The 18,161-nt window shown below is 69.3% G+C and carries 19 protein-coding genes; 12 read left to right on the forward strand and 7 right to left on the reverse strand.

Translation table 11 applies throughout. The annotated features are described in order from the left end of the window. Nucleotides 1–19 precede the first annotated feature (19 nt). From ABL843_RS29225 to ABL843_RS29240, 4 genes are all read right to left on the reverse strand, one after another. On the reverse strand, nucleotides 20–622 hold the full coding sequence (locus ABL843_RS29225; RefSeq protein WP_369660522.1) for a hypothetical protein: 603 nt from the start codon (nucleotides 620–622) through the stop codon (nucleotides 20–22). Further along, a complete protein-coding gene (locus ABL843_RS29230) occupies nucleotides 619–1,311 on the reverse strand; it encodes a hypothetical protein (RefSeq protein WP_418118265.1) in 693 nt (230 codons plus the stop codon). Before ABL843_RS29230 ends, ABL843_RS29225 begins: the two co-directional genes overlap by 4 nt. Then, entirely contained in the window at nucleotides 1,308–2,150 is an 843-nt protein-coding gene (locus tag ABL843_RS29235; protein WP_418118266.1) for a hypothetical protein, read from the reverse strand. Before ABL843_RS29235 ends, ABL843_RS29230 begins: the two co-directional genes overlap by 4 nt. A 99-nt stretch (nucleotides 2,151–2,249) precedes the next feature. Then, complete coding sequence (locus ABL843_RS29240) at nucleotides 2,250–2,615, reverse strand: hypothetical protein (protein ID WP_369660519.1); 366 nt, start codon at nucleotides 2,613–2,615, stop codon at nucleotides 2,250–2,252. 26 nt (nucleotides 2,616–2,641) lie between these two features. Here ABL843_RS29240 and ABL843_RS29245 point away from each other — a divergent pair, with 26 nt between their 5' ends. Both ABL843_RS29245 and ABL843_RS29250 read left to right on the forward strand, forming a co-directional pair. Further along, complete coding sequence (locus tag ABL843_RS29245) at nucleotides 2,642–3,631, forward strand: ATP-binding cassette domain-containing protein (RefSeq protein ID WP_240650834.1); 990 nt, start codon at nucleotides 2,642–2,644, stop codon at nucleotides 3,629–3,631. A 2-nt stretch (nucleotides 3,632–3,633) separates the two neighbouring features. After that, nucleotides 3,634–4,461 (forward strand): ABC transporter permease, encoded by an 828-nt coding sequence (locus ABL843_RS29250; protein WP_418118267.1) that lies wholly within the window; start codon nucleotides 3,634–3,636, stop codon nucleotides 4,459–4,461. Here ABL843_RS29250 and ABL843_RS29255 read toward each other — a convergent pair. Beyond that, the gene (locus ABL843_RS29255; protein ID WP_418118268.1) at nucleotides 4,451–5,512 is read right to left on the reverse strand and encodes a MerR family transcriptional regulator; all 1,062 of its coding nucleotides are present in this window, start codon (nucleotides 5,510–5,512) and stop codon (nucleotides 4,451–4,453) included. The genes ABL843_RS29250 and ABL843_RS29255 overlap by 11 nt on opposite strands. A 163-nt stretch (nucleotides 5,513–5,675) precedes the next feature. Between ABL843_RS29255 and ABL843_RS29260 the strand changes: the two genes are divergently transcribed. The 4 genes from ABL843_RS29260 to ABL843_RS29275 all read left to right on the forward strand — a co-directional run bounded on the left by ABL843_RS29260 (nucleotide 5,676) and on the right by ABL843_RS29275 (nucleotide 9,012). Further along, nucleotides 5,676–6,131, forward strand: a complete 456-nt coding sequence (locus tag ABL843_RS29260; RefSeq protein ID WP_418118269.1) for a MarR family winged helix-turn-helix transcriptional regulator — start codon at nucleotides 5,676–5,678, stop codon at nucleotides 6,129–6,131. A 106-nt stretch (nucleotides 6,132–6,237) separates the two neighbouring features. After that, complete coding sequence (locus ABL843_RS29265; RefSeq protein WP_126025461.1) at nucleotides 6,238–6,663, forward strand: organic hydroperoxide resistance protein; 426 nt, start codon at nucleotides 6,238–6,240, stop codon at nucleotides 6,661–6,663. Nucleotides 6,664–6,826: 163 nt separating this feature from the next. Continuing rightward, on the forward strand, nucleotides 6,827–7,942 hold the full coding sequence (locus ABL843_RS29270) for a DUF2855 family protein (RefSeq protein ID WP_418118270.1): 1,116 nt from the start codon (nucleotides 6,827–6,829) through the stop codon (nucleotides 7,940–7,942). A 35-nt stretch (nucleotides 7,943–7,977) separates the two neighbouring features. Next, on the forward strand, nucleotides 7,978–9,012 hold the full coding sequence (locus ABL843_RS29275; RefSeq protein ID WP_418118271.1) for a serine/threonine protein kinase: 1,035 nt from the start codon (nucleotides 7,978–7,980) through the stop codon (nucleotides 9,010–9,012). A 9-nt stretch (nucleotides 9,013–9,021) separates the two neighbouring features. Here the strand turns inward: ABL843_RS29275 and ABL843_RS29280 are convergent, their stop codons facing one another. Beyond that, a complete protein-coding gene (locus ABL843_RS29280; protein WP_418118273.1) occupies nucleotides 9,022–9,924 on the reverse strand; it encodes a LysR family transcriptional regulator in 903 nt (300 codons plus the stop codon). A 100-nt stretch (nucleotides 9,925–10,024) separates the two neighbouring features. Between ABL843_RS29280 and ABL843_RS29285 the strand changes: the two genes are divergently transcribed. Genes ABL843_RS29285 through ABL843_RS29295 form a run of 3 tightly spaced genes read left to right on the forward strand, consistent with a single transcriptional unit; the run spans nucleotide 10,025 to nucleotide 13,882 of the window. Further along, nucleotides 10,025–11,716: an acyl-CoA dehydrogenase family protein gene (locus ABL843_RS29285; RefSeq protein ID WP_418118275.1), complete on the forward strand. Its 1,692-nt coding sequence runs from the start codon at nucleotides 10,025–10,027 to the stop codon at nucleotides 11,714–11,716. 35 nt (nucleotides 11,717–11,751) lie between these two features. Further along, nucleotides 11,752–12,729, forward strand: coding sequence for a Bug family tripartite tricarboxylate transporter substrate binding protein (locus ABL843_RS29290; protein ID WP_418118276.1), 978 nt, complete (start codon nucleotides 11,752–11,754; stop codon nucleotides 12,727–12,729). A gap of 10 nt (nucleotides 12,730–12,739) precedes the next feature. Beyond that, on the forward strand, nucleotides 12,740–13,882 hold the full coding sequence (locus tag ABL843_RS29295) for a CaiB/BaiF CoA transferase family protein (RefSeq protein ID WP_418118277.1): 1,143 nt from the start codon (nucleotides 12,740–12,742) through the stop codon (nucleotides 13,880–13,882). Here ABL843_RS29295 and ABL843_RS29300 read toward each other — a convergent pair. Then, nucleotides 13,868–15,214, reverse strand: a complete 1,347-nt coding sequence (locus tag ABL843_RS29300) for a UDP-glucose dehydrogenase family protein (protein ID WP_418118279.1) — start codon at nucleotides 15,212–15,214, stop codon at nucleotides 13,868–13,870. The genes ABL843_RS29295 and ABL843_RS29300 overlap by 15 nt on opposite strands. Nucleotides 15,215–15,310: 96 nt before the next feature. On the opposite strand from ABL843_RS29300, the gene ABL843_RS29305 reads away from it, so the two are divergent. Genes ABL843_RS29305 through ABL843_RS29315 form a run of 3 tightly spaced genes read left to right on the forward strand, consistent with a single transcriptional unit; the run spans nucleotide 15,311 to nucleotide 18,159 of the window. Beyond that, nucleotides 15,311–16,339 (forward strand): glycosyltransferase, encoded by a 1,029-nt coding sequence (locus ABL843_RS29305; protein WP_418118280.1) that lies wholly within the window; start codon nucleotides 15,311–15,313, stop codon nucleotides 16,337–16,339. A gap of 49 nt (nucleotides 16,340–16,388) precedes the next feature. Then, nucleotides 16,389–17,399 (forward strand): hypothetical protein, encoded by a 1,011-nt coding sequence (locus ABL843_RS29310; RefSeq protein ID WP_418118281.1) that lies wholly within the window; start codon nucleotides 16,389–16,391, stop codon nucleotides 17,397–17,399. Then, nucleotides 17,389–18,159, forward strand: a complete 771-nt coding sequence (locus ABL843_RS29315) for a hypothetical protein (RefSeq protein WP_418118282.1) — start codon at nucleotides 17,389–17,391, stop codon at nucleotides 18,157–18,159. Before ABL843_RS29310 ends, ABL843_RS29315 begins: the two co-directional genes overlap by 11 nt. Nucleotides 18,160–18,161: the final 2 nt, after the last annotated feature.

An 18,161-nucleotide genomic window follows, 5' to 3' on the forward strand; every position in this document is an offset into this window, starting at 1 on the left:
GGCGGAGCGCACCGCAGGTTCATGCAGCTGCTTCCAGCCATCCCGCGTCCATCGACTCCCGGCTGTCGAGCAGGCAGATCTCCGTCTCCTGCTTCAGCAGCGGCCAGCCCTGGCGCTCCAACTGGCCGGTCAGTGCCGCGACCCGAGCCTTGAACCCGTCCAGCGGTTCGCGGCTGCGCAGGGTGGCGAAGCGCACGTCCGTCTCGTCCTTCAGGCTGTTGCGCGAGAGGCGCGCGCCGTGCGTCTCGCACAGGTGCTGCAACGCGGAGGCGTCGTGCACGCGCAGCTTGCCGTGCCATTCGAAGTACTCGTCGGGCCGGCTCAGGCATTCGTGACCCTGGATGGGGGCCTCGACCTTCACGCGCAGCACGGCCATGCCCGCGCGCGCCAGCCACTGCGCAAGCGCCATCGCCTCGGCCTTCGCCTCGGCGAGGTCGCCACGCAGCCAGGTGGTGGCCATGGGCTGCTGCTTCTGCTCGCCGTGGGCGAGGTCGATCAGCAGCGGCTTGAGCCCCACCTGCTCGCAGACCTCAACGAAGAAAGGAATCCGCGCGGCATCCATCGCGCCGCAAGTCAAGTGGAGTTCGAGCCGGCCTTTCAGCGGCCGCGGAATCGTGTTCATGGCGCGCCCCCCCGATCTGGCAGAGGCTTGCCGTCGCACAGCGCGGCCGTGTCGGCGACCATGCCGCGCACCGCTTCTTCCATGCCGAGGTTGAGCACCGACATGAATTCGCCATTGCCGCTGGCCCAGTTCGCGCGCGTGCCCATGCCGTGGTACTGGCGCATCACGGGCTCGGCGCCGGGCATGCGGTAGCTGGCCTGCAGCACGACGTGCGAGACGAGGTTGAGGCCCGACGACCACGAATGCGCCAGGCGCAGCGCGACGTCGGCCGTGACCTGCCTCGCAGCAGCGCCCGTCGAGGGCGGCGCGGCACTCACCACCTGCAGGCCGTAGCGGCTCGCGGACTGCAGCGCACTGCGCGCCCACTCGACCGGATCGCCGCCGGCACGGATGGACTGCACCTTCACCGGCGTGGCGTGCAGCGTGGGCAGCATCAATGTCAGGTTGCCGACGTTGGCCTTGTTCAGGCGCATGTCGTCGATCTTCGGCAGATACAGCGTGCAGCCGCTGGCTACGCGCAGCACAGGGGCGGGCGTGCTGTTGGGCCGCTCGGCCGGCTCGGGTGCCGCTTCGTAGACCATGGGAAGCGGCTCGGTCTCGGTCAGCGCGTGCGAGATGCCCGGCGCGGCGCCGAGCATGCACAGGGCGCTGAAAGCGGCCGGCCTCCAGGCGTGGCGCCGCGGCGTCATGGCGTAGCGCTCCTGACCGAATAGAGCGCGCCGTCCTGGTCGCGGAACAGCACGCGGCCCGGCCGCTCGTCGAAGCTCTGGCCGGCCAGCGTCACCCACGAGCCGTTGACGTTGAAGCGCGCGGTCTTCACCGCGCCCGAGCGCGCGCCGGCGATGTCCAGCGCCACCGCATGCAGCGTCTGCGTCATCGACTCGCGCATCATGCCGCGCAGCACCTGCCCGTCATCGGCAGTGAGGCGGCGGATGACGGTGGCGCGCGCGACGCCGCCCACGGGCGTCTGGAAGATGGCCGCGGCGCGATAGCTGGGCTCGCTCCTGCCGTCCTGCCAGAGCAGGGCCGAGGTGCGCGTGGTGAAGGCGCCCAGGCCGGGCTCCAGCGCGTACTGCAGCAACAGCACCATGTAGGCGGGACCGTTCTTCGTGGCGGCGATGCGGGCCTCGTGCTCGGCCTTGACGGGCATGGCCGGAAGCAGCCGCGCGGAGCGGATCTTCAGCGGGAACGAAGACGGCTCGCCGAGCTGCGCCTCGAGCGCCCGGGCCGCCTCGGCGCGGTAGTCATAGTCGAGCAGCGGGCCGACGATGGCCTGCACCTCGGCGCTCATGTCCTTCTGGCGCGACTGCTGCACGGAGGAATCGATGAGCGCACCGATCAGCCCGCCGCCCGTGGCGGCACTCACGCCGGGCGACTGCGCGGAGAACATGAAGCTCTCCTGCGCGACGACCACGCGCAGGTCGACTTCCTGGACCTTGTTGCGGTCCGCGGCCGCCAGGGGCCGGTGAAAGGGTGCGCAGGCGCCGAGCAGCAGCAAGGCCGCCAGCGCCAGCCAGAAACGCAGCATTCTTGGGTCTCCCCCCGTGTGCAATGCCATTGGCTCATTCATCCGTCGATCGATGGGTGCGGCGATTTTGCCGCTGCCGGGAGCTCGCTCCGCCCCGGGTTATCGAGGGCCCATGGCGCCGGTCGTCTTCAGGCGGCTGTCGAGCATCCAGCCCATAGTGTCCTCGCCCGTCTTCGGGTGGATGAACATCACCTGAACCCATTCCTTGTACGGCGTGTAGACGGTGACGCGGTCCTTGGGTATCAGGAACTTGCCGCTGTCGCAGGCGGCGTCGGGCGCCGTGTGGAGATGCGCTCGGCCGACGCCGACAACGACCGCGCCGTAGCGCGGGACGAAGCCAGGGCTCGCATTCGCGACCTCGTGGAGCTGTTCGCACCGTTTCGGATCGGCCGGCGCTGCCGCCGCCGCCACCTGCACCGCCGTGGCGGCCAGGCACGCCACGATCCATGAAGTTGCTCTGAACATCGGCGGATTGTCCATCGATTGAAGCGATGGGCACGCCCCGCGTCCGGCTGCGTCAGAATGGCCGCGTGCCGCCCACACCCTCTTCCTCCGCCCCGCCTCCCCTCTTCCACGCCAGCCATCTGCACAAGCGCTATGGCGACACCACGGTCGTGAACGACCTGTCGTTCGAGATCGCACCCGGCGAGTGCCTCGGCGTGATCGGCCCGAACGGCGCCGGCAAGACCACCACCATCCGCATGTGCCTGGGCCTCACCGCGCCCGACGGCGGCGAGATCTCGGCGCTGGGGCTGCAGATGCCGCGCGATGCGCTGGCGATCAAGGCGCAGCTGGGTGTGGTGTCGCAGTTCGACACGCTGGACCCCGACTTCAGCTGCGCCGAGAACCTCGTGGTGTACGGCCGCTACTTCGGCTTCAGCAAGGCGCAGGTGCGTGCGCGCGTTCCGCAGTTGCTGGAGTTCGCGGCGCTCTCGCACAAGGCCGACGCGAAGCCGGGCGAGCTCTCGGGCGGCATGCGGCGGCGGCTCTCGCTGGCGCGTGCGCTGGTCAACGACCCGAAGCTGCTGCTGCTGGACGAACCCACCACCGGGCTCGACCCGCAGGCGCGGCACCTGATGTGGGAGCGGCTGCAGGTGCTGCTGCAGCAGGGCAAGTCGATCCTGCTGACCACGCACTTCATGGACGAGGCCGAGCGCCTGTGCTCGCGCCTGCTGGTGCTGGACCACGGCCGCAAGATCGCCGAGGGCCGCCCGCGCGACCTGATCGCCGAGCACCTGGAGCCCGACGTGGTCGAGGTGTACGGCAACGGCGCGCTCTCGCTGGCCGGGTCGGCCGAGCTGAAGGCGATGGCGGCGCGCGTGGAAGTCAGCGGCGAGACGGTGTTCTTCTACACCCAGGACGCGCGGCGGCTGCTCGATGCGCTGACGCGGCACGGCGGGCTGCGCACCTTCCACCGGCCCGCGAATCTCGAAGACCTCTTTCTCAAGCTCACGGGTCGCCAGATTCGTGAAGATGGCTAGACATGAACACGACCACCACCACAACCGCGCCCCCTTCGCCCTCACCGTGGCGCCCGCCCCAGCTCTCGCTGCGCTGGTGGCCCGTGTTCCTGCGCAACCTGCTGGTGTGGCGCAAGCTCGCCATACCGAGCCTGATCGGCAACATCGCCGAACCGCTGATCTGGCTCGTGGCCTTCGGCTACGGCATGGGCGCGCTGGTGGGGCAGGTGTCGGTCGACGGCGTGAAGGTGCCGTACATCCTGTTCCTGGCGAGCGGCTCGATCTGCATGAGCGCGATGAACGCGGCGAGCTTCGAGGCGCTCTATTCGGCCTTCTCGCGCATGCACGTGCAGAAGACCTGGGACGGCATCATGAACGCCCCCGTGGGCCTGGACGACATCGTGCTGGCAGAGATGCTGTGGGCGGCGTTCAAGTCGATCTTCACCGTGACGGCGATCCTGTTCGTGATGCTCGGACTAGGCATCAGCCACAGCCCGAAGCTCATCGTCGCGTGGATGGTGCTGATCGGCGCGGGCATCACCTTCTCCTCGATCGCGCTGATCTTCAATGCGCTGGCGAAGGGGTACGACTTCTTCACCTACTACTTCACGCTGTTCATGACACCGATGATGTTCCTGAGCGGGGTGTTCTTTCCGCTGGAGCAGTTGCCCGCCGCCGTGCAGGCAGTGGCCGCGTGGCTGCCGCTGACGAATGCCGTGGCGCTGGTGCGGCCGCTCTTCATGGACCAGTGGCCCACCGGCTGGTGGGTGCACGCGGTGGTGCTGGCGGCGTATGCGGTGGTGGCGTTCTGGATTGCGCTGGGACTGACGCGAAAGAGGTTCAGGGCGTAGCAGCAGCGGCCTCCACGCGGCCCGGCGGAAACCATGCGATGACGCCCGCCGTCCGCGCCCGCACTTCCGGCGAGGCCAGGCAGGTGGCGACCGCTTCGTAGCCGGGTGCGCCGGAACACGGTGCGACCTGCATCGGCGGGCTGTGGTTGGCGGGACAGAGGATGACGGTTTCGTCAGGGCCCACGGCGGACAGGTCCAGGATCGCGCTGGAGCGGGTGAGCATGAAGATCGGCCGTGCGCCGGGGGCTCTTCGGCGCAGCCAGGCGATCAGGGCCTCCTGTGTGGGCTGGTCCAGGCCTTGCTCGATCATATCCACGATGAGTGTGGCGGAGCCTTCGGCTTCGAGTTCGGAGAGCAGCACCGACAAGGCGTCCGACGGCGTGGCGCCGTCTTCCTCGAGCCAGGCCAAGGCCTCGTCGACTCTCGACCTCAGCCGGTTGTCGGCGTGCAGTCTTGCCTTTGCCGCGGCCACTTCGGTTTCTTCAAGCCTCTGCAATCCCAGAAAGACCGCGTCTGGCAGCGCCTGCGCAAGGCTGTGCGCGAACCGGGTCTTGCCGCTGCCCAGCGGGCCGATGATGTAGTTCAGCGCACGGATGTCGCGCAGTTCGAAAGGCTCGCCGCCCCAGGGCCAGGGGAGCTCGAATGCGGCGCGGACCTCGGGAGCCGGAGCACGCAGCTCCGCGAGTTGATCGACGGTCGGGGTCCGGCCTTGCAACAGGTCGCTTCGCAGGCTGCGGATTTTCTCGACCGCACCTGACAGCCCATGCAACTGCGCCTCCAACGCCGCTTGATGAGCCGCCAATGTCTGCGCCAGCCCTTGTGGGTCGCCTTGCAGCACGCGGCCCACTTGGGCAAGGTTGAAGCCGAGCGCACGAAGGGCGACGATTTCGGCGGCGCGGGCCATCTGCCCGGGGCCGTAGGTGCGCCAGCCCGCGGCGGTCCGTTCGGGCTCCACCAGACCACGCTGCTCGTAGAGCCGCAGGGCCTTGGCTGACACGCCGAGCCGGCTCGCGGCTTCGGACGGACTGAGGAATCGGGAGTTGGATCGCACGATGAGAACCTTTTTCGACGAGTCTGCCTTTGTAAGGGCTGTCCCTGGGGCCGGGTCAACAGGCCGACACGAAAACCGGGTTTCATGTGCCCTGACCTCACCTCGATACTGACACTTTCAAATTACATTGCACACAATCTAATTGCTCGCTACAATTCGGCCCATGCGCTCCACCGCCATCAACGCCGACGAAATGCTGAAGCTGGACAACCAGCTGTGCTTCGCCGTCTATTCCGCTTCGCTGGCCATGACCCGGCTGTACAAGCCGGTGCTCGAGAAGCTGCAGCTCACCTACCCCCAATACCTCGTCATGCTCGCCCTCTGGGAGCAGGACGGCCTCATGGTCTCCGAGCTCGGCGAGCGCCTCTCGCTCGATTCGGGCACGCTCACTCCGCTGCTCAAGCGCCTGGAAGCCAGCGGCTACGTGGCACGGGTGCGCGACGTGGCCGACGAGCGGCGCGTACACATCACGCTGACGGCTTCAGGTCGCAGGCTCAAGAACCGCGCATCCAGCGTGCCGGCCTGCCTGATGGCCGCGGCCGAGTGCTCGGTGCCCGAGCTGGTTTCCCTCACCCAGCAGATCCAGGCGCTGCGCGACCGCATCAGGAAGGCAGCCTGACGGCAGCGCCACATTTTTCTCCCGCTCCGCTCGACCTCCGCAAGGAAAGAGAACGAAGCCTTTTCACCACCCTCCCTTCAACTTCATCACCACCAAAGGAATCACCATGACCACCAAGCTCGACAAAGTGCTCTACACCGCAGAAGCCCACACGGTCGGCGGCCGTGACGGCGCAGGCAAGTCCAGCGACGGCGCGATCGACGTCAAGCTGAGCTCGCCCGGTTCCGGCAAGCCCGGTACCAACCCCGAGCAGCTGTTCGCGGTCGGCTATGCCGCCTGCTTCATCGGCGCGATGAAGGCCGTCGGCCCGAAGATCGGCGTGAAGGTGCCGGAAGACGTCGCCATCGACTCCAGCGTTTCGCTTGGCCCGACGAACGGCGGCGCCGCCTACGGCATCGCCGTGAAGCTGGCGATCACGCTGCCCGGCCTGGATGCCGAGGCCAAGCAGAAGCTGGTCGACACGGCCCACCAGGTGTGCCCGTACTCGAACGCCACGCGCGGCAACATCGACGTCGAACTCAGCATCGCCTGAGCCTCGCGTACAAGCGAACCCGAAGCGGCCCGGCCCCAAGCCGGGCCGCTTTTTTCATGCCCGCCGATGTCTCACGGGTGACGCCAAACACGGCTGCGCGATGGCGCCTTTCATCAAGCTTGGCTAACGTAGGCGAACACCACAACCGCCAGGAGCCACGCTCATGAGCACCACCACCCTCCTCATCCGCAAAGACCAGCTCTCCACCACGCGCCTCCACACCGCCACAGACGAAGCACTCGCCGACGGCCAGGTGCGCGTGCGCATCGACAGCTTCGCGCTCACGTCCAACAACATCACGTATGCCGCCTTCGGCGACGCGATGAGCTACTGGCAGTTCTTCCCGAGCGGCGAGGAAGGCTGGGGCAGCATCCCCGTGTGGGGCTTCGCGAGCGTGGTGCAGTCGCTGCACCCGGGCGTGCCTGTGGGCGAGCGGCTCTACGGCTACTGGCCGATGGCCTCCAGCACGGTGCTGAGCCCCGGGCGGCTCTCGCCCGAGCGCTTCACCGACATGGCGCCGCACCGAGCCGAGCTGCCCGCCGTCTACAACCAGTATTTCCGCTGCGCGAGCGACCCGCTCTACACGGCCGGCACCGAGGACATCCAGGCGCTGCTGCGCCCGCTGTTCATCACCTCGTGGCTGATCGACGACTTCATGGCCGACAACGATTTCTTCGGCGCCGGCACCATGCTGCTGTCCAGTGCATCGAGCAAGACGGCCTACGGCACCGCCTTCCAGATGCACAAGCGCGAGGGCATCGAAGTGATCGGCCTGACCTCGCCCGCCAACGTGGCGTTCTGCGAAAGCCTCGGCTGCTACGACCGCGTGGTGACCTACGACGCGCTCGACAGCATCGCGGCCGACACTCCCTGCGTGTACGTCGACTTCGCGGGCAACGGCGATTTGCGCAGCGCCATCCACGAGCGCTTCACCAACCTGAAGTACAGCAGCTCCATCGGCGGCACGCACGTCGAACAGCTCGCGGCCAAGGGCGCGGGCAAGGACCTGCCGGGCCCGCGCGCCACGCTGTTCTTCGCGCCGGCGCAGATCAAGAAGCGCACCACCGAATGGGGCCCCGAGGAGTTCGGCCGCCGCATGGTCGCGGCCTGGCACGACTTCATGGCCACCGTCACCGATGCGAAGGCGCCCTGGCTGCATGCCGAGCATCACAACGGCGGCGAGGCGGTGCAGGCCGCCTACGAGCAGGTGCTGGCGGGCAAGGGCGATCCGCGCACCGGCCACATCCTGTCCCTTTGCAAGCAGTCCGCCGCAGGCTGACGCCAGGGGCATCGCGCGGCGACGACAATCGCCGCATGACCCAATCTTCCGCGGCGCCCGCGAATACACATCCCTATGAGAGCCTCACGCCCGACGTGGTGCTCGACGCGCTCGCGACGCTCGGCCTGTACGGCGACGGCCGGCTCACCGGCCTGAATTCCTACGAGAACCGTGTCTACCAGGTCCACCTGGAAGACCGCAGCGTGGTGGTGGTCAAGTTCTACCGCCCTGGCCGCTGGAGCGAGGCCGAGATCCTCGAGGAGCACGGCTTCTCGCTCGAACTGGCCGCCGCCGAGGTGCCTGCCGTGCCCCCGCTGGCCTTCGACGGCAGGACGCTGCACCACCACGCCGGCTTCGCCTTCAGCGTGAGCCCCTACCGCGGCGGCCGCGCGCCCGAGCTCGACGACTTCGAAGTGCTCGAATGGGTGGGCCGCTTCCTGGCGCGCATCCACACAGTGGGCAGCGCGAAGCCTTTCGAGGCCCGGCCCGCGCTCGACCTGCAGAGCTTCGGCATCGCCTCGCGCGACTGGCTGCTCGCCAACGACAAGATACCGCTCGACGTGCAGCGCGATTGGGAGAAGGCCTGCAACGAGGCGCTGGACATGATCGGCGCCACCGCGCTCGCGGCCAGCCCGCCTTCGGCCGACTTCCAGCCCCGCAAGCTGCGCCTGCACGGCGACGTGCACCCCGGCAACATTCTCTGGACGCCCACCGACCGTCCCGGCGGCGGCCCGCACTTCGTCGACCTCGACGACGCGCGCACCGGCTTCGCGGTGCAGGACCTGTGGATGCTGCTGTCGGGCGACCGCGCGCAGCGCACCTCGCAGCTGTCGGGCCTGCTCGACGGCTACGAGCAGTTCCGCGAGTTCGACCGCCGCGAACTGGCGCTGATCGAGCCGCTGCGCACGCTGCGCCTCATCCACTACAGCGCCTGGCTGGCGCGGCGCTGGGAAGACCCGATCTTCCCGATCAACTTCCCGTGGTTCGGCTCCAGCGACTACTGGAAGGGGCAGATCCTCATGCTCGAGGAGCAGTGCGAGCAGATGGCGGAAGAGCCGCTGTACGCCTAGTCACGCTGATCACGCCTGATCTTCCCGCGTGGCGGCAAGGCTCTCCACCACGCCCTCCAGCAGCCGCTCGACCAGCACGTTGGCCGGCCCGTTGTGCCAGATGCCGTAGGCCTCCGACTGCGCGACCGCCCTGTCGAGCGGCCTGAACACCGCGCCGCGCAGGGCCGAATGCCGCATCGCCTGCGGCACCAGCGCCACGCCCAGGCCCTGCGACACCCACGAGACCACCGCCAGCCAGTGGCGCACCTCGTGCCTCACCTCGGGCAGGAAGCCCGCGTCGGCGCAGATGCTCAGGATGCGCTCGTGGTAGTCGGGCGAGACCTCGCGCGAGAACAGCACGAAGGGCTGCTCGCGCAGGTCGGCCGGTGCCAGCACCCGCTTGCGCGCCAGCGCATGGCCGGCGGGCAGGCAGGCCACGAAGGGTTCGGACAGCAGCAGCCTATGCTGCAGCTCGGGCGGCACGCGGTGCGTGTGAGCGAAGCCCAGGTCGAGCCGGTCGTTCATCAGCTCGGCGATCTGCATGCCTGAATTGAGCTCGCTCAGCGTGATGCGCACCGCCGGGTGCTTCGCCTGGAAGGCGCGCAGCGCCTGCGGCAGGCCGCGGTACAACATCGCGCCGACGAAGCCGATGCGCAGCCGCCCGGCCGACCCCAGCGCCACGTCGCGCGCCTCGATGGCGGCCTCCTCGGCCTGCAGCAGCAGCCGGCGCGCCGAAATTCGCAGCGCCTCGCCCGCGGGCGTGAGCCGCACCTCCTTGCTGTTGCGCTCGAAGAGGCGCGCGCCCACGTTGTCCTCGAGCTGCCGTATCGCCACCGACAGCGGCGGCTGCGAGATCGACAGCCGCCGCGCCGCCCGCCCGAAGTGCAGTTCCTCGGCGAGCACGCAGAAATAGCGCAGGTGCCGCAGTTCCATGGATAGTCAGATCGAATCGAACAAGACCAAATCGATATTAGACACGGATCGTTCCGGCTTCAACAATGCGCCAAACCAGAGACTCAAGGAGACAAAGCGCATGCCAGAGCACGCCCATCCGATCCCCGATCGCCACGGCCAGAACCTCTTCACCACCGACGCCGAGCTGTACGCGCTGCTCGCGCTCTACCTGCCCGACGACCTGCGCCGCCACATGCAGCCGCACTTCGAGCGCCTGGGCGGCCTCGCGGGCGGCCTGATCGACGAGTTGGCCGGCACCGCCGACCGCAACCCCCCGGTGCTGAAGCAGCGCACCCGCACCGGCCTGGACGAGCAGAAGATCGTCAAGCACCCCGCCTATGTGGAGATGGAGCGCCTCGCGCTCGCCGAATTCGGCCTGGCCGCCATCTCGCACCGTAACGACACGCTGGGCTGGAAGGGCAGGATGCCGCCGCTGGTCAAGTACGTGCTGACCTACCTGTTCGTGCAGGCGGAGTTCGGCCTGTGCTGCCCGGTGTCGATGACCGACTCGCTCACGCGCACGCTGAAGAAGTTCGGCAGCCCGGAGCTGGTCGCCAGATACCTGCCGCGCCTCACCTCGCTCGACTTCGACGAACTCGCGCAGGGCGCGATGTTCATGACCGAACAGGCCGCCGGCTCCGACATCGCCGCCACCGCCACGCTGGCCCGCCGCGAATCGGACGGCAGCTGGCGCCTCACGGGCGACAAGTGGTTCTGCTCCAACCCCGACGCCGACTTCGCGATGGTGCTCGCGCGCGCCGATGACGGCCCGCAGGGCATGAAGGGCGTGTCGCTCTTCCTGCTGCCGCGCCGGCTCGACGACGGCAGCCTCAACAGCTACCGCATCATCCGGCTGAAGGACAAGCTCGGCACGCGCTCCATGGCCAGCGGCGAGATCCGCCTCGAAGGCGCCACCGCCTGGCTGGTGGGCGAGGAAGGCCGCGGCTTCGTGCAGATGGCCGACATGGTCAACAACTCGCGCCTGTCGAATGGCGTGCGCGCCGCCGGCCTGATGCGCCGCGCGGTGGCCGAGGCCGAGTTCATCGCATCCGAGCGCCGCGCCTTCGGCCGCACGCTGGAGCAGATGCCGCTGATGCAGCGCCAGCTCGACAAGCTGCGCCTGCCCGCCGAGCAGGCGCGCACCATGGTGTGCCAGACGGCGCTGGCGCTCGCGCGCTCCGACGCGGGCGAGCCCGATGCGTACGCGCTGCTGCGCATCCTCACGCCGCTCATCAAGTTCCGCGCCTGCCGCGATGCGCGCAAGGTCACGGGCGACGCGATGGAGGTGCGCGGCGGCTGCGGCTACATCGAGGAATGGAGCGACGCGCGGCTCGTGCGCGACGCCCACCTGGGATCGATCTGGGAAGGCACGAGCAACATCGTGGCGCTGGACGTGATCCGCGCGGTGAAGCGCGAAGGCTCGCTGCCGGTGCTGCGCGCGCACTGCGAGAAGCTGCTTGCAGATGCGGCGCTGGCTCCCGCCTTCGCCAAGGCCCTGCGCGACGCGCTCGACCGCGCCGCCGCGCTCACCGAGACCGCCGCACGCGAAGGCGGCGACGTGCTCGCGCGCCAGGCCGCCTCCGCCCTCTACCACTGCACCAGCGCCATCGCCATGGCCTGGGAGGCCGCGCGCGGCGGCTCCGCAGCGCGCATGCGCTGGGCACAACTGGTGCTGCTGCACCGCGTGCTGCCGCGCGATCCGCTCTCGCCCGACGCGATGCCAGCCGACTGGAACGCGACGGCCGTTTCGCCCACGGCCGTGCCCGCCTGAGCTTTCTCTTTCATTCGAAGAATCGGAGACATCCCTTGAAACGCTTCACCCTCCTGCTGGCCGCCTGTGCCGCGCTGACGGCGGCCATGCCCGCTGCGCAAGCTGCCGACGCCTTTCCCTCCAAGCCCCTGATGCTGGTCGTGCCCTTCCCGCCCGGCGGTCCGACCGACGCGATGGCCCGCACGCTCGCCGCCGAGATGAAGGACCGCCTCGGCCAGCCCATGATCGTGGAGAACCGCGCGGGCGCAGGCGGCAACATCGGCGCCGAGTACGTGGCGCGCGCCGAGGCCGACGGCCACACGCTGCTGTTCGGTACCTCGGGCCCGCTGGCCATCAACTCGAGCCTGTACCGCAAGATCAACTACGACCCGGTGAAGAGCTTCGCGCCGGTGATCCAGGTCGGCTACCTGCCGAACATCCTGGTGGTCAACCCCACGCTGCCGGTGAAGAACGTGCAGGAGCTGGTGACCTACGCCAAGGCCAACCCGGGCAAGCTCAGCTATGCCTCGTCGGGCAACGGCGCCTCGTCGCACCTCGCGGGCGTGCTCTTCAATTCGGTGGCGGGCACCGACCTGCAGCACATTCCGTACAAGGGCACGGGCCCCGCGCTCAACGACCTGCTGGGCAACCAGGTCAGCATGACCTTCACCGACATCCTCACCGCGCTGCCCTACGTCAAGGCCGGCAAGCTGCGCGCGCTGGGCGTGGCCACCGTGGCGCGTTCGCAGGCGCTGCCCGATGTGCCGACGATTTCCGAGCAGGGCTACAAGGGCTACGACGTGAGCGTGTTCTTCGGCATCGTCGCGCCGGCCGGCACGCCCGCCGACCGCGTGAACAAGCTCAACCATGCGTTTGCCGAGGTGCTGAATTCGCCCAAGGTGAAGCAGATGTTCGCGGCGCAGGGCCTCGAAGTGCCGGCCGATACATCGCCGCAGAAGCTCGGGCAGTTCATCGCAGGCGAATCGGTGAAGTGGAAGGACGTCGTGAAGAAGTCCGGCGCGCAGCTCGATTGAGAACACCGAAATGAACCAGGCCTCCAAGGGCGCCCTCGCCGGCATCCGCGTACTCGACATTTCCCGCATCCTCGGCGGCCCCTACTGCGGCCAGATCCTCGGCGACCATGGCGCAGACGTGCTCAAGGTCGAGCCGCCCCAGGGCGACGACACGCGCACCTGGGGCCCGCCCTTCAGGGAAGGCGTGGCCTCGTACTACCACGGGCTCAACCGCAACAAGCGCGTGCAGCACCTCGACTTCTCGACCGAGGAAGGCCGCGGGGCGCTGCTCGCGCTGGTGGCCGAGGCCGACGTGCTGATCGAGAACTTCAAGACCGGCACCATGGAACGCTGGGGCATCGGCTACGAGGAGCTGTCGAAGCGCTTCCCGCGCCTCGTGTGGTGCCGCGTCTCGGGCTTCGGCGCCGACGGCCCGCTGGGCGCGCTGCCGGGCTACGACGCCGCCGTGCAGGCCATGACCGGCATCATGAGCATCAACGGCGAGGCCGACGGCGGCCCGCTGCGCGTCGGCCTGCCGGTAGTGGACATGGTGACCGGCCTCAACGCGGTGATCGGCGTGCTGCTCGCGCTGCAGGAACGCAACCGCAGCGGCCGCGGCCAGTTCGTGGAGGCGGCGCTGTACGACAGCGGCCTGTCGCTCTTGCATCCGCACGCCGCCAACTGGTTCATGGACGGCACCGAGCCCCGCCGCACCGGCAACGCGCATCCGAACATCTATCCCTACGACGCGCTCGCCACCGGCACCGATCCGGTGTTCGTCGCCGTGGGCAACGACCGCCAGTTCGCGAGCCTGTGCCGCTGCATCGGCCTGCCCGAACTCGCTGAAGACCCGCTCTTCCGCACGGCCGGCGCACGCTCGGTGAATCGCGCGCAGCTCAAGCAGCGGCTCGAAGCCGCGATGGCCGCCTTCGATGGCCGCGCGCTGGTCGATCAACTCATGGCCGCCGGCGTGCCCGCCGCGCCGGTGCTGCCGGTGGATGCAGCGCTGCAGCATCCGCACACGCTTCATCGCGAGATGGTGGTGGAGATGCCCGGCGGCTACCGCGGCATAGGCGCACCGGTGAAGCTGAGCCGCACACCGGCCAGCTACCGGCATGCGCCGCTCACGCCGGGCCATGCCTTCGTGCCTTCGGAAGACTCAGCGCAGCATTGACGACCGGCCCCGGCCGATGCCGTAGTAGGCGATGCCCGCCGACTCGGCCTGCGCGGCGTCGTAGAGATTGCGCCCGTCGAAGATGGTGGGCGGCGCGTTCAACTCGCCAGCGAGCTGCGCGAAGTCGGGCCGCCGGAACTCCTCCCACTCGGTGACCACGGCCAGCGCATCGGCTCCTTGCAGTGCCTCCTGCGCGGTGGTGCACCAGCGGATGTCGTCGCGCTCGCCGACGATGCCGCGCGCATTCGGCATCGCGGCAGGGTCGTAGGCCCGCACGCGCGCGCCGGCCGCCCACAGGCGCTCCAGCAGCACGAGGCTGGGCGCGTCGCGCATGTCGTCGGTGTCGGCCTTGAAGGCCAGGCCCCACACGGCGATGGTCCGGCCCGCGAGCGTGCCGCCGAAGTGCCGCGACATCAGCTCGAAGAGCCTGCCTTTCTGCTCGTGGTTGGTGGCAGCGACGGCGGAAAGGATGCGCAGCGCATGGCCCGCACGTTCGGCCGCATGCGTGAGCGCCCGCACGTCCTTCGCGAGGCAGGAGCCGCCATAGCCCACGCCGGCCTGCAGGAAGTCGGGCCCGATGCGCCGGTCGGCACCGATGCCGCGCCGAACCGCCTCGATGTCGGCGCCCGCCTGCTCGGCCACGCGCGCCATCTCGTTCATGAAGCTGATGCGGGTGGCGAGCATCGCGTTGGCCGCGTACTTGGCGAGCTCGGCCGAGCGGCGGTCCATCACGAGCAACTGCCTTTGCGGGTCTTGAATGAAAGGCGCGTAGAGCCTGGTCAGCAGCCCGATGGCCCATGGATCTTCGCTGCCGATCACCACGCGGTCGGGCTGCCGGCAATCGCGCACGGCCGAGCCTTCGCGCAGGAACTCGGGGTTCACCGCCACCGCGATGCGGTGCCGCGCGCCGCGCTGCGCGAGTTCGCCGCCCAGCACGGCCTCGACCTGCGCGGCCGTGCCCACGGGCGCGGTCGACTTGCAGACCACCAGCGCGTCGCGGTCGCGGTGCCGCCCGATGGCGGCGGCCACCGCGATGACGTGCCGCAGGTCGACCCGCCCCTGCGCATCGGCCGGCGTGTTCACCACGATGAAGAGCAGGTCGCCATGCTCGCAGGCCGCGCACTCGTCGGCGGTGAAGCGCAGCGTGCCCGCCGCGACGCCCGAGGCCACCAGCGCTTCCAGGCCGGGCTCGTGCAGCGGCATCCGGCCGCCCTGCAGGCCCTCGATGCGCGCCGGGTCGGCGTCCGCGCAGAGCACCTCATGGCCCGCCTCGGCCAGGCAGGCGGCGAAGCTCAGGCCCACGTAGCCCGCGCCGAAGATGGTCACCTTCATGGACGGCCCCATGGCGTGCGGCACTGGTGGCGGGCGCGGTTGTGCGATAAAAGCAGGATGCAAGCCTTCAAAACGATGTCCGGACAGGAAAATTCGATGATGCCCGATCAAGTTGCCGCGCGTTGCGCGCTGGTCCTGGAGACCAACAACCTGCGCGGCGGCGCCGATGCAGAGGCCAGGGCGGGCGAAAGCCTGCAGCGCCTCGTCGCCCTGCTGGCGAAACAGAAGCTGCCGCTGAGCGCGCTCGCGCAGGTGGTCATCACGCACGACGGATTGAGCCCTGCCACCTGTGAGGCCGTGAGCGCGCTCGCCGGCCGCCCCATCGACTTCGTGCGCATCGACACGAGCACCGGCTATTACGACGCCAAGAACGCCGGCTTCGCGGCCACCGATGCGCAGCGCTGCACGCACGTGGTGTTCGCCGATGCCGACTGCCTGCCCGACGACGACTGGCTGCTGCAGATGCTGCTGCCGTTCACCAAGGGTGCCGATGCCCCCGCCGTGGTGGCCGGCCGCACCAGCTATGCGGCCAATGTGGTGGGCACGGCCCTCACCACCATCGACTTCATGTACTTCCCCAACGCCGACCATGCGGGGGCCACGAGCAACTTCTACGCGAACAACGTGGCCTTTCGCCGCGACGTGTTCGAGCAGCACAGCTACCAGGCGCTCGACGGCGTCTACCGCGCGCACTGCCAAGTGCTCGGCATGCGGCTGAAGGCGGCGGGCGTGCCCATCCACTACGCGGCCGCGGCCCACACCGAGCACCGCCTGCCCGACACACGCGCCGAGGCGCTGAAACTGCGCTGGATGCGCGGGCAGGACACCTATTCGCTCACGCCGCACCTGCTGCGCAGCTATGTGTCGCCGCGCTGGCAATGGCTCGCGAAGAGCGGCCCGATCGGGCCACTGGCGGTGCTCTTCACGCGGCTGGGCTTCAGCATGAAGGCACTGAACCATCAGGACCTGCCGCCGCTGCGCGGGCTGCGCTGGCTCGCGGGCCTGGCGCTCATCCTCGGTTTCTCGGCCGTCGACATGCTGGGCGCGTTCGCGCGCGGCATCGGCTGGCACACGACCGGGCGCACCAATGCCGATGCGCAGGCGCTGTCTTATCACCGGCCCTGATCGAGCCCCGCCTTTTTTCCTTTCCGCAGCAGAAGAACAACCAAAGACCATGCGCAACTTCTCTTCACTTTCCGTCCGCCGCACGGCACTGGGCCTCGCGCTCGCAGGCGCGTTCACGCTGGCTGGTGCCGCCGACTTCGCGGGCCGCGGCGTCTTCAACTTCAAGTCCGACGCCGGCTGCCCCTTCGCGGCGCTCGCGGGTGGCGGCAGCGAGTGCAACCGCCTCGCGCTGGACGACGCCGACACCCACGCCGCGCTCGACGCCGCGGCGCACACCATCCGCTTCGCCAGCACCCGCAGCTATCCCGAGAAAACCATCGTCGGCGACGTGCTGCTGCAGGGCTCGGGCCGCGCGCGCGACGGCCAGCGCGTGCCGCTGACCTTCCATGCGCTGCTGAGCCGTTCGGGCACCGAGTGGTCGGTGAGCAGCCATGCGCACTCGCCCGTAAGCGGCGAGTTCGACGACATCCGCATCGATCCGTACAAGGTGACGGTGAACGAGCCCGGCACCGAACGCGTGATGCTCACCCCCGAGCAGATCGTCGAGGCGCTGGCCAGGCCATCGCTGGCCGCGCGGCTGGCCAACGTCTTCGTGCAGGTGGACGACAACCGCGCCGACGGCGCCAGGGACGCCGACATCACCATCGGCCTGGGCCTGAGCCGCGCCTCGAAGTCGGTGGCGCGCGCGCGTTTCCGCGCGCCAGGCGCCAAGGGCCGCGACCTGGCGGAGGCCATGCAGCAGGGCAACTGGACGCTGGAGCTGCAGGCACTGAGCGGCCAGATCCCACGCCAGGTGGTGCAGCGCGACCTGTTCCTGTACGGGCTCGAATCGCAGTCGCTGCTGCAGCCCCTGCTGCAGCGCGGCTTCCGCAAGAACGAGAAGCTGCTTCTAGGCGCCGCCAACGGCAAGGGCTACATCCGCTACGACGGCCAGCAGCGCGAGTTCGCGGGTGCCGACGCGGCCGCGCGCGCCTTCCTGCAGGACAGCTTCATCGGGCTGGTGCTGGGCTGGCAGCAGCAACAGCCGCAGACGGCGAAGACAAAGGCCGATGGCCGCTGAACCCGCATCCGGCACCACGCCCGGCTTCGACTGCCTCTCGCCGCCGCGGCTGCGCGGCTGGCCCGCGCTGCAAGCCTGGCTGGTGCATCACGTCAAGCGCGCCGCGCTGCGCCAGCTGCATGCGAGCAACGAGGGCGAGATGCTGCTGCTGCGCTTCTACCTGGTGGGCGAGGAATCGTCCGAGCAGGCGCTGCAGCGCGAACTGCGCATCGCGCCGCCCGAGTGGCTGGCGCGCCAGCTCGACCAGCACCTGGCCGACGAGCAGCTGCACGCGCGCCTCTTCGCGCAGGCCATCGTCGAGCGCGGCGGCAATGCGCAGGCCGCTGCGTCGCCGGAAGAAGCGCCACAGCCCGACTGGTTCAGCCGCCGCAAGCTCGCGCGCTGGCAGGCGCTGATCCGCCGCCACGCGCCGCACTTTGCACACGGTGGCCTGGTGCCGGCCTACGCCATCGGCCTCGCGGCCGAGCAGATGGCCTCGCGCATCCTGCAGCGCCACTGCGCGCTGATCGGCCCGCAGCACGCGCTGCATCCGCTGCTCGCGCGCGTGATGGCCGACGAGGACCGCCACATCCGCCTGTGCAGCCACACGCTGCAGCGATGCGTGGCGCCGCACGAGCAGCGGCGGCTCGCGCGGGTGATGCGCGAGGTGCGCGACACCGAGCGCGGCTTCGGCGTGACCGGCGCGCTCGGCATGTGGCTGGCCGGCGTGGCGCTGCGCCTGCGCCCCGGCTCGGCACCGCCGGTGCGGCACCACGCCTGAGC

Source organism: Variovorax sp. 350MFTsu5.1, from assembly GCF_048302515.1.
GTDB classification, from domain to species: Bacteria; Pseudomonadota; Gammaproteobacteria; order Burkholderiales; family Burkholderiaceae_C; genus Variovorax; species Variovorax guangxiensis.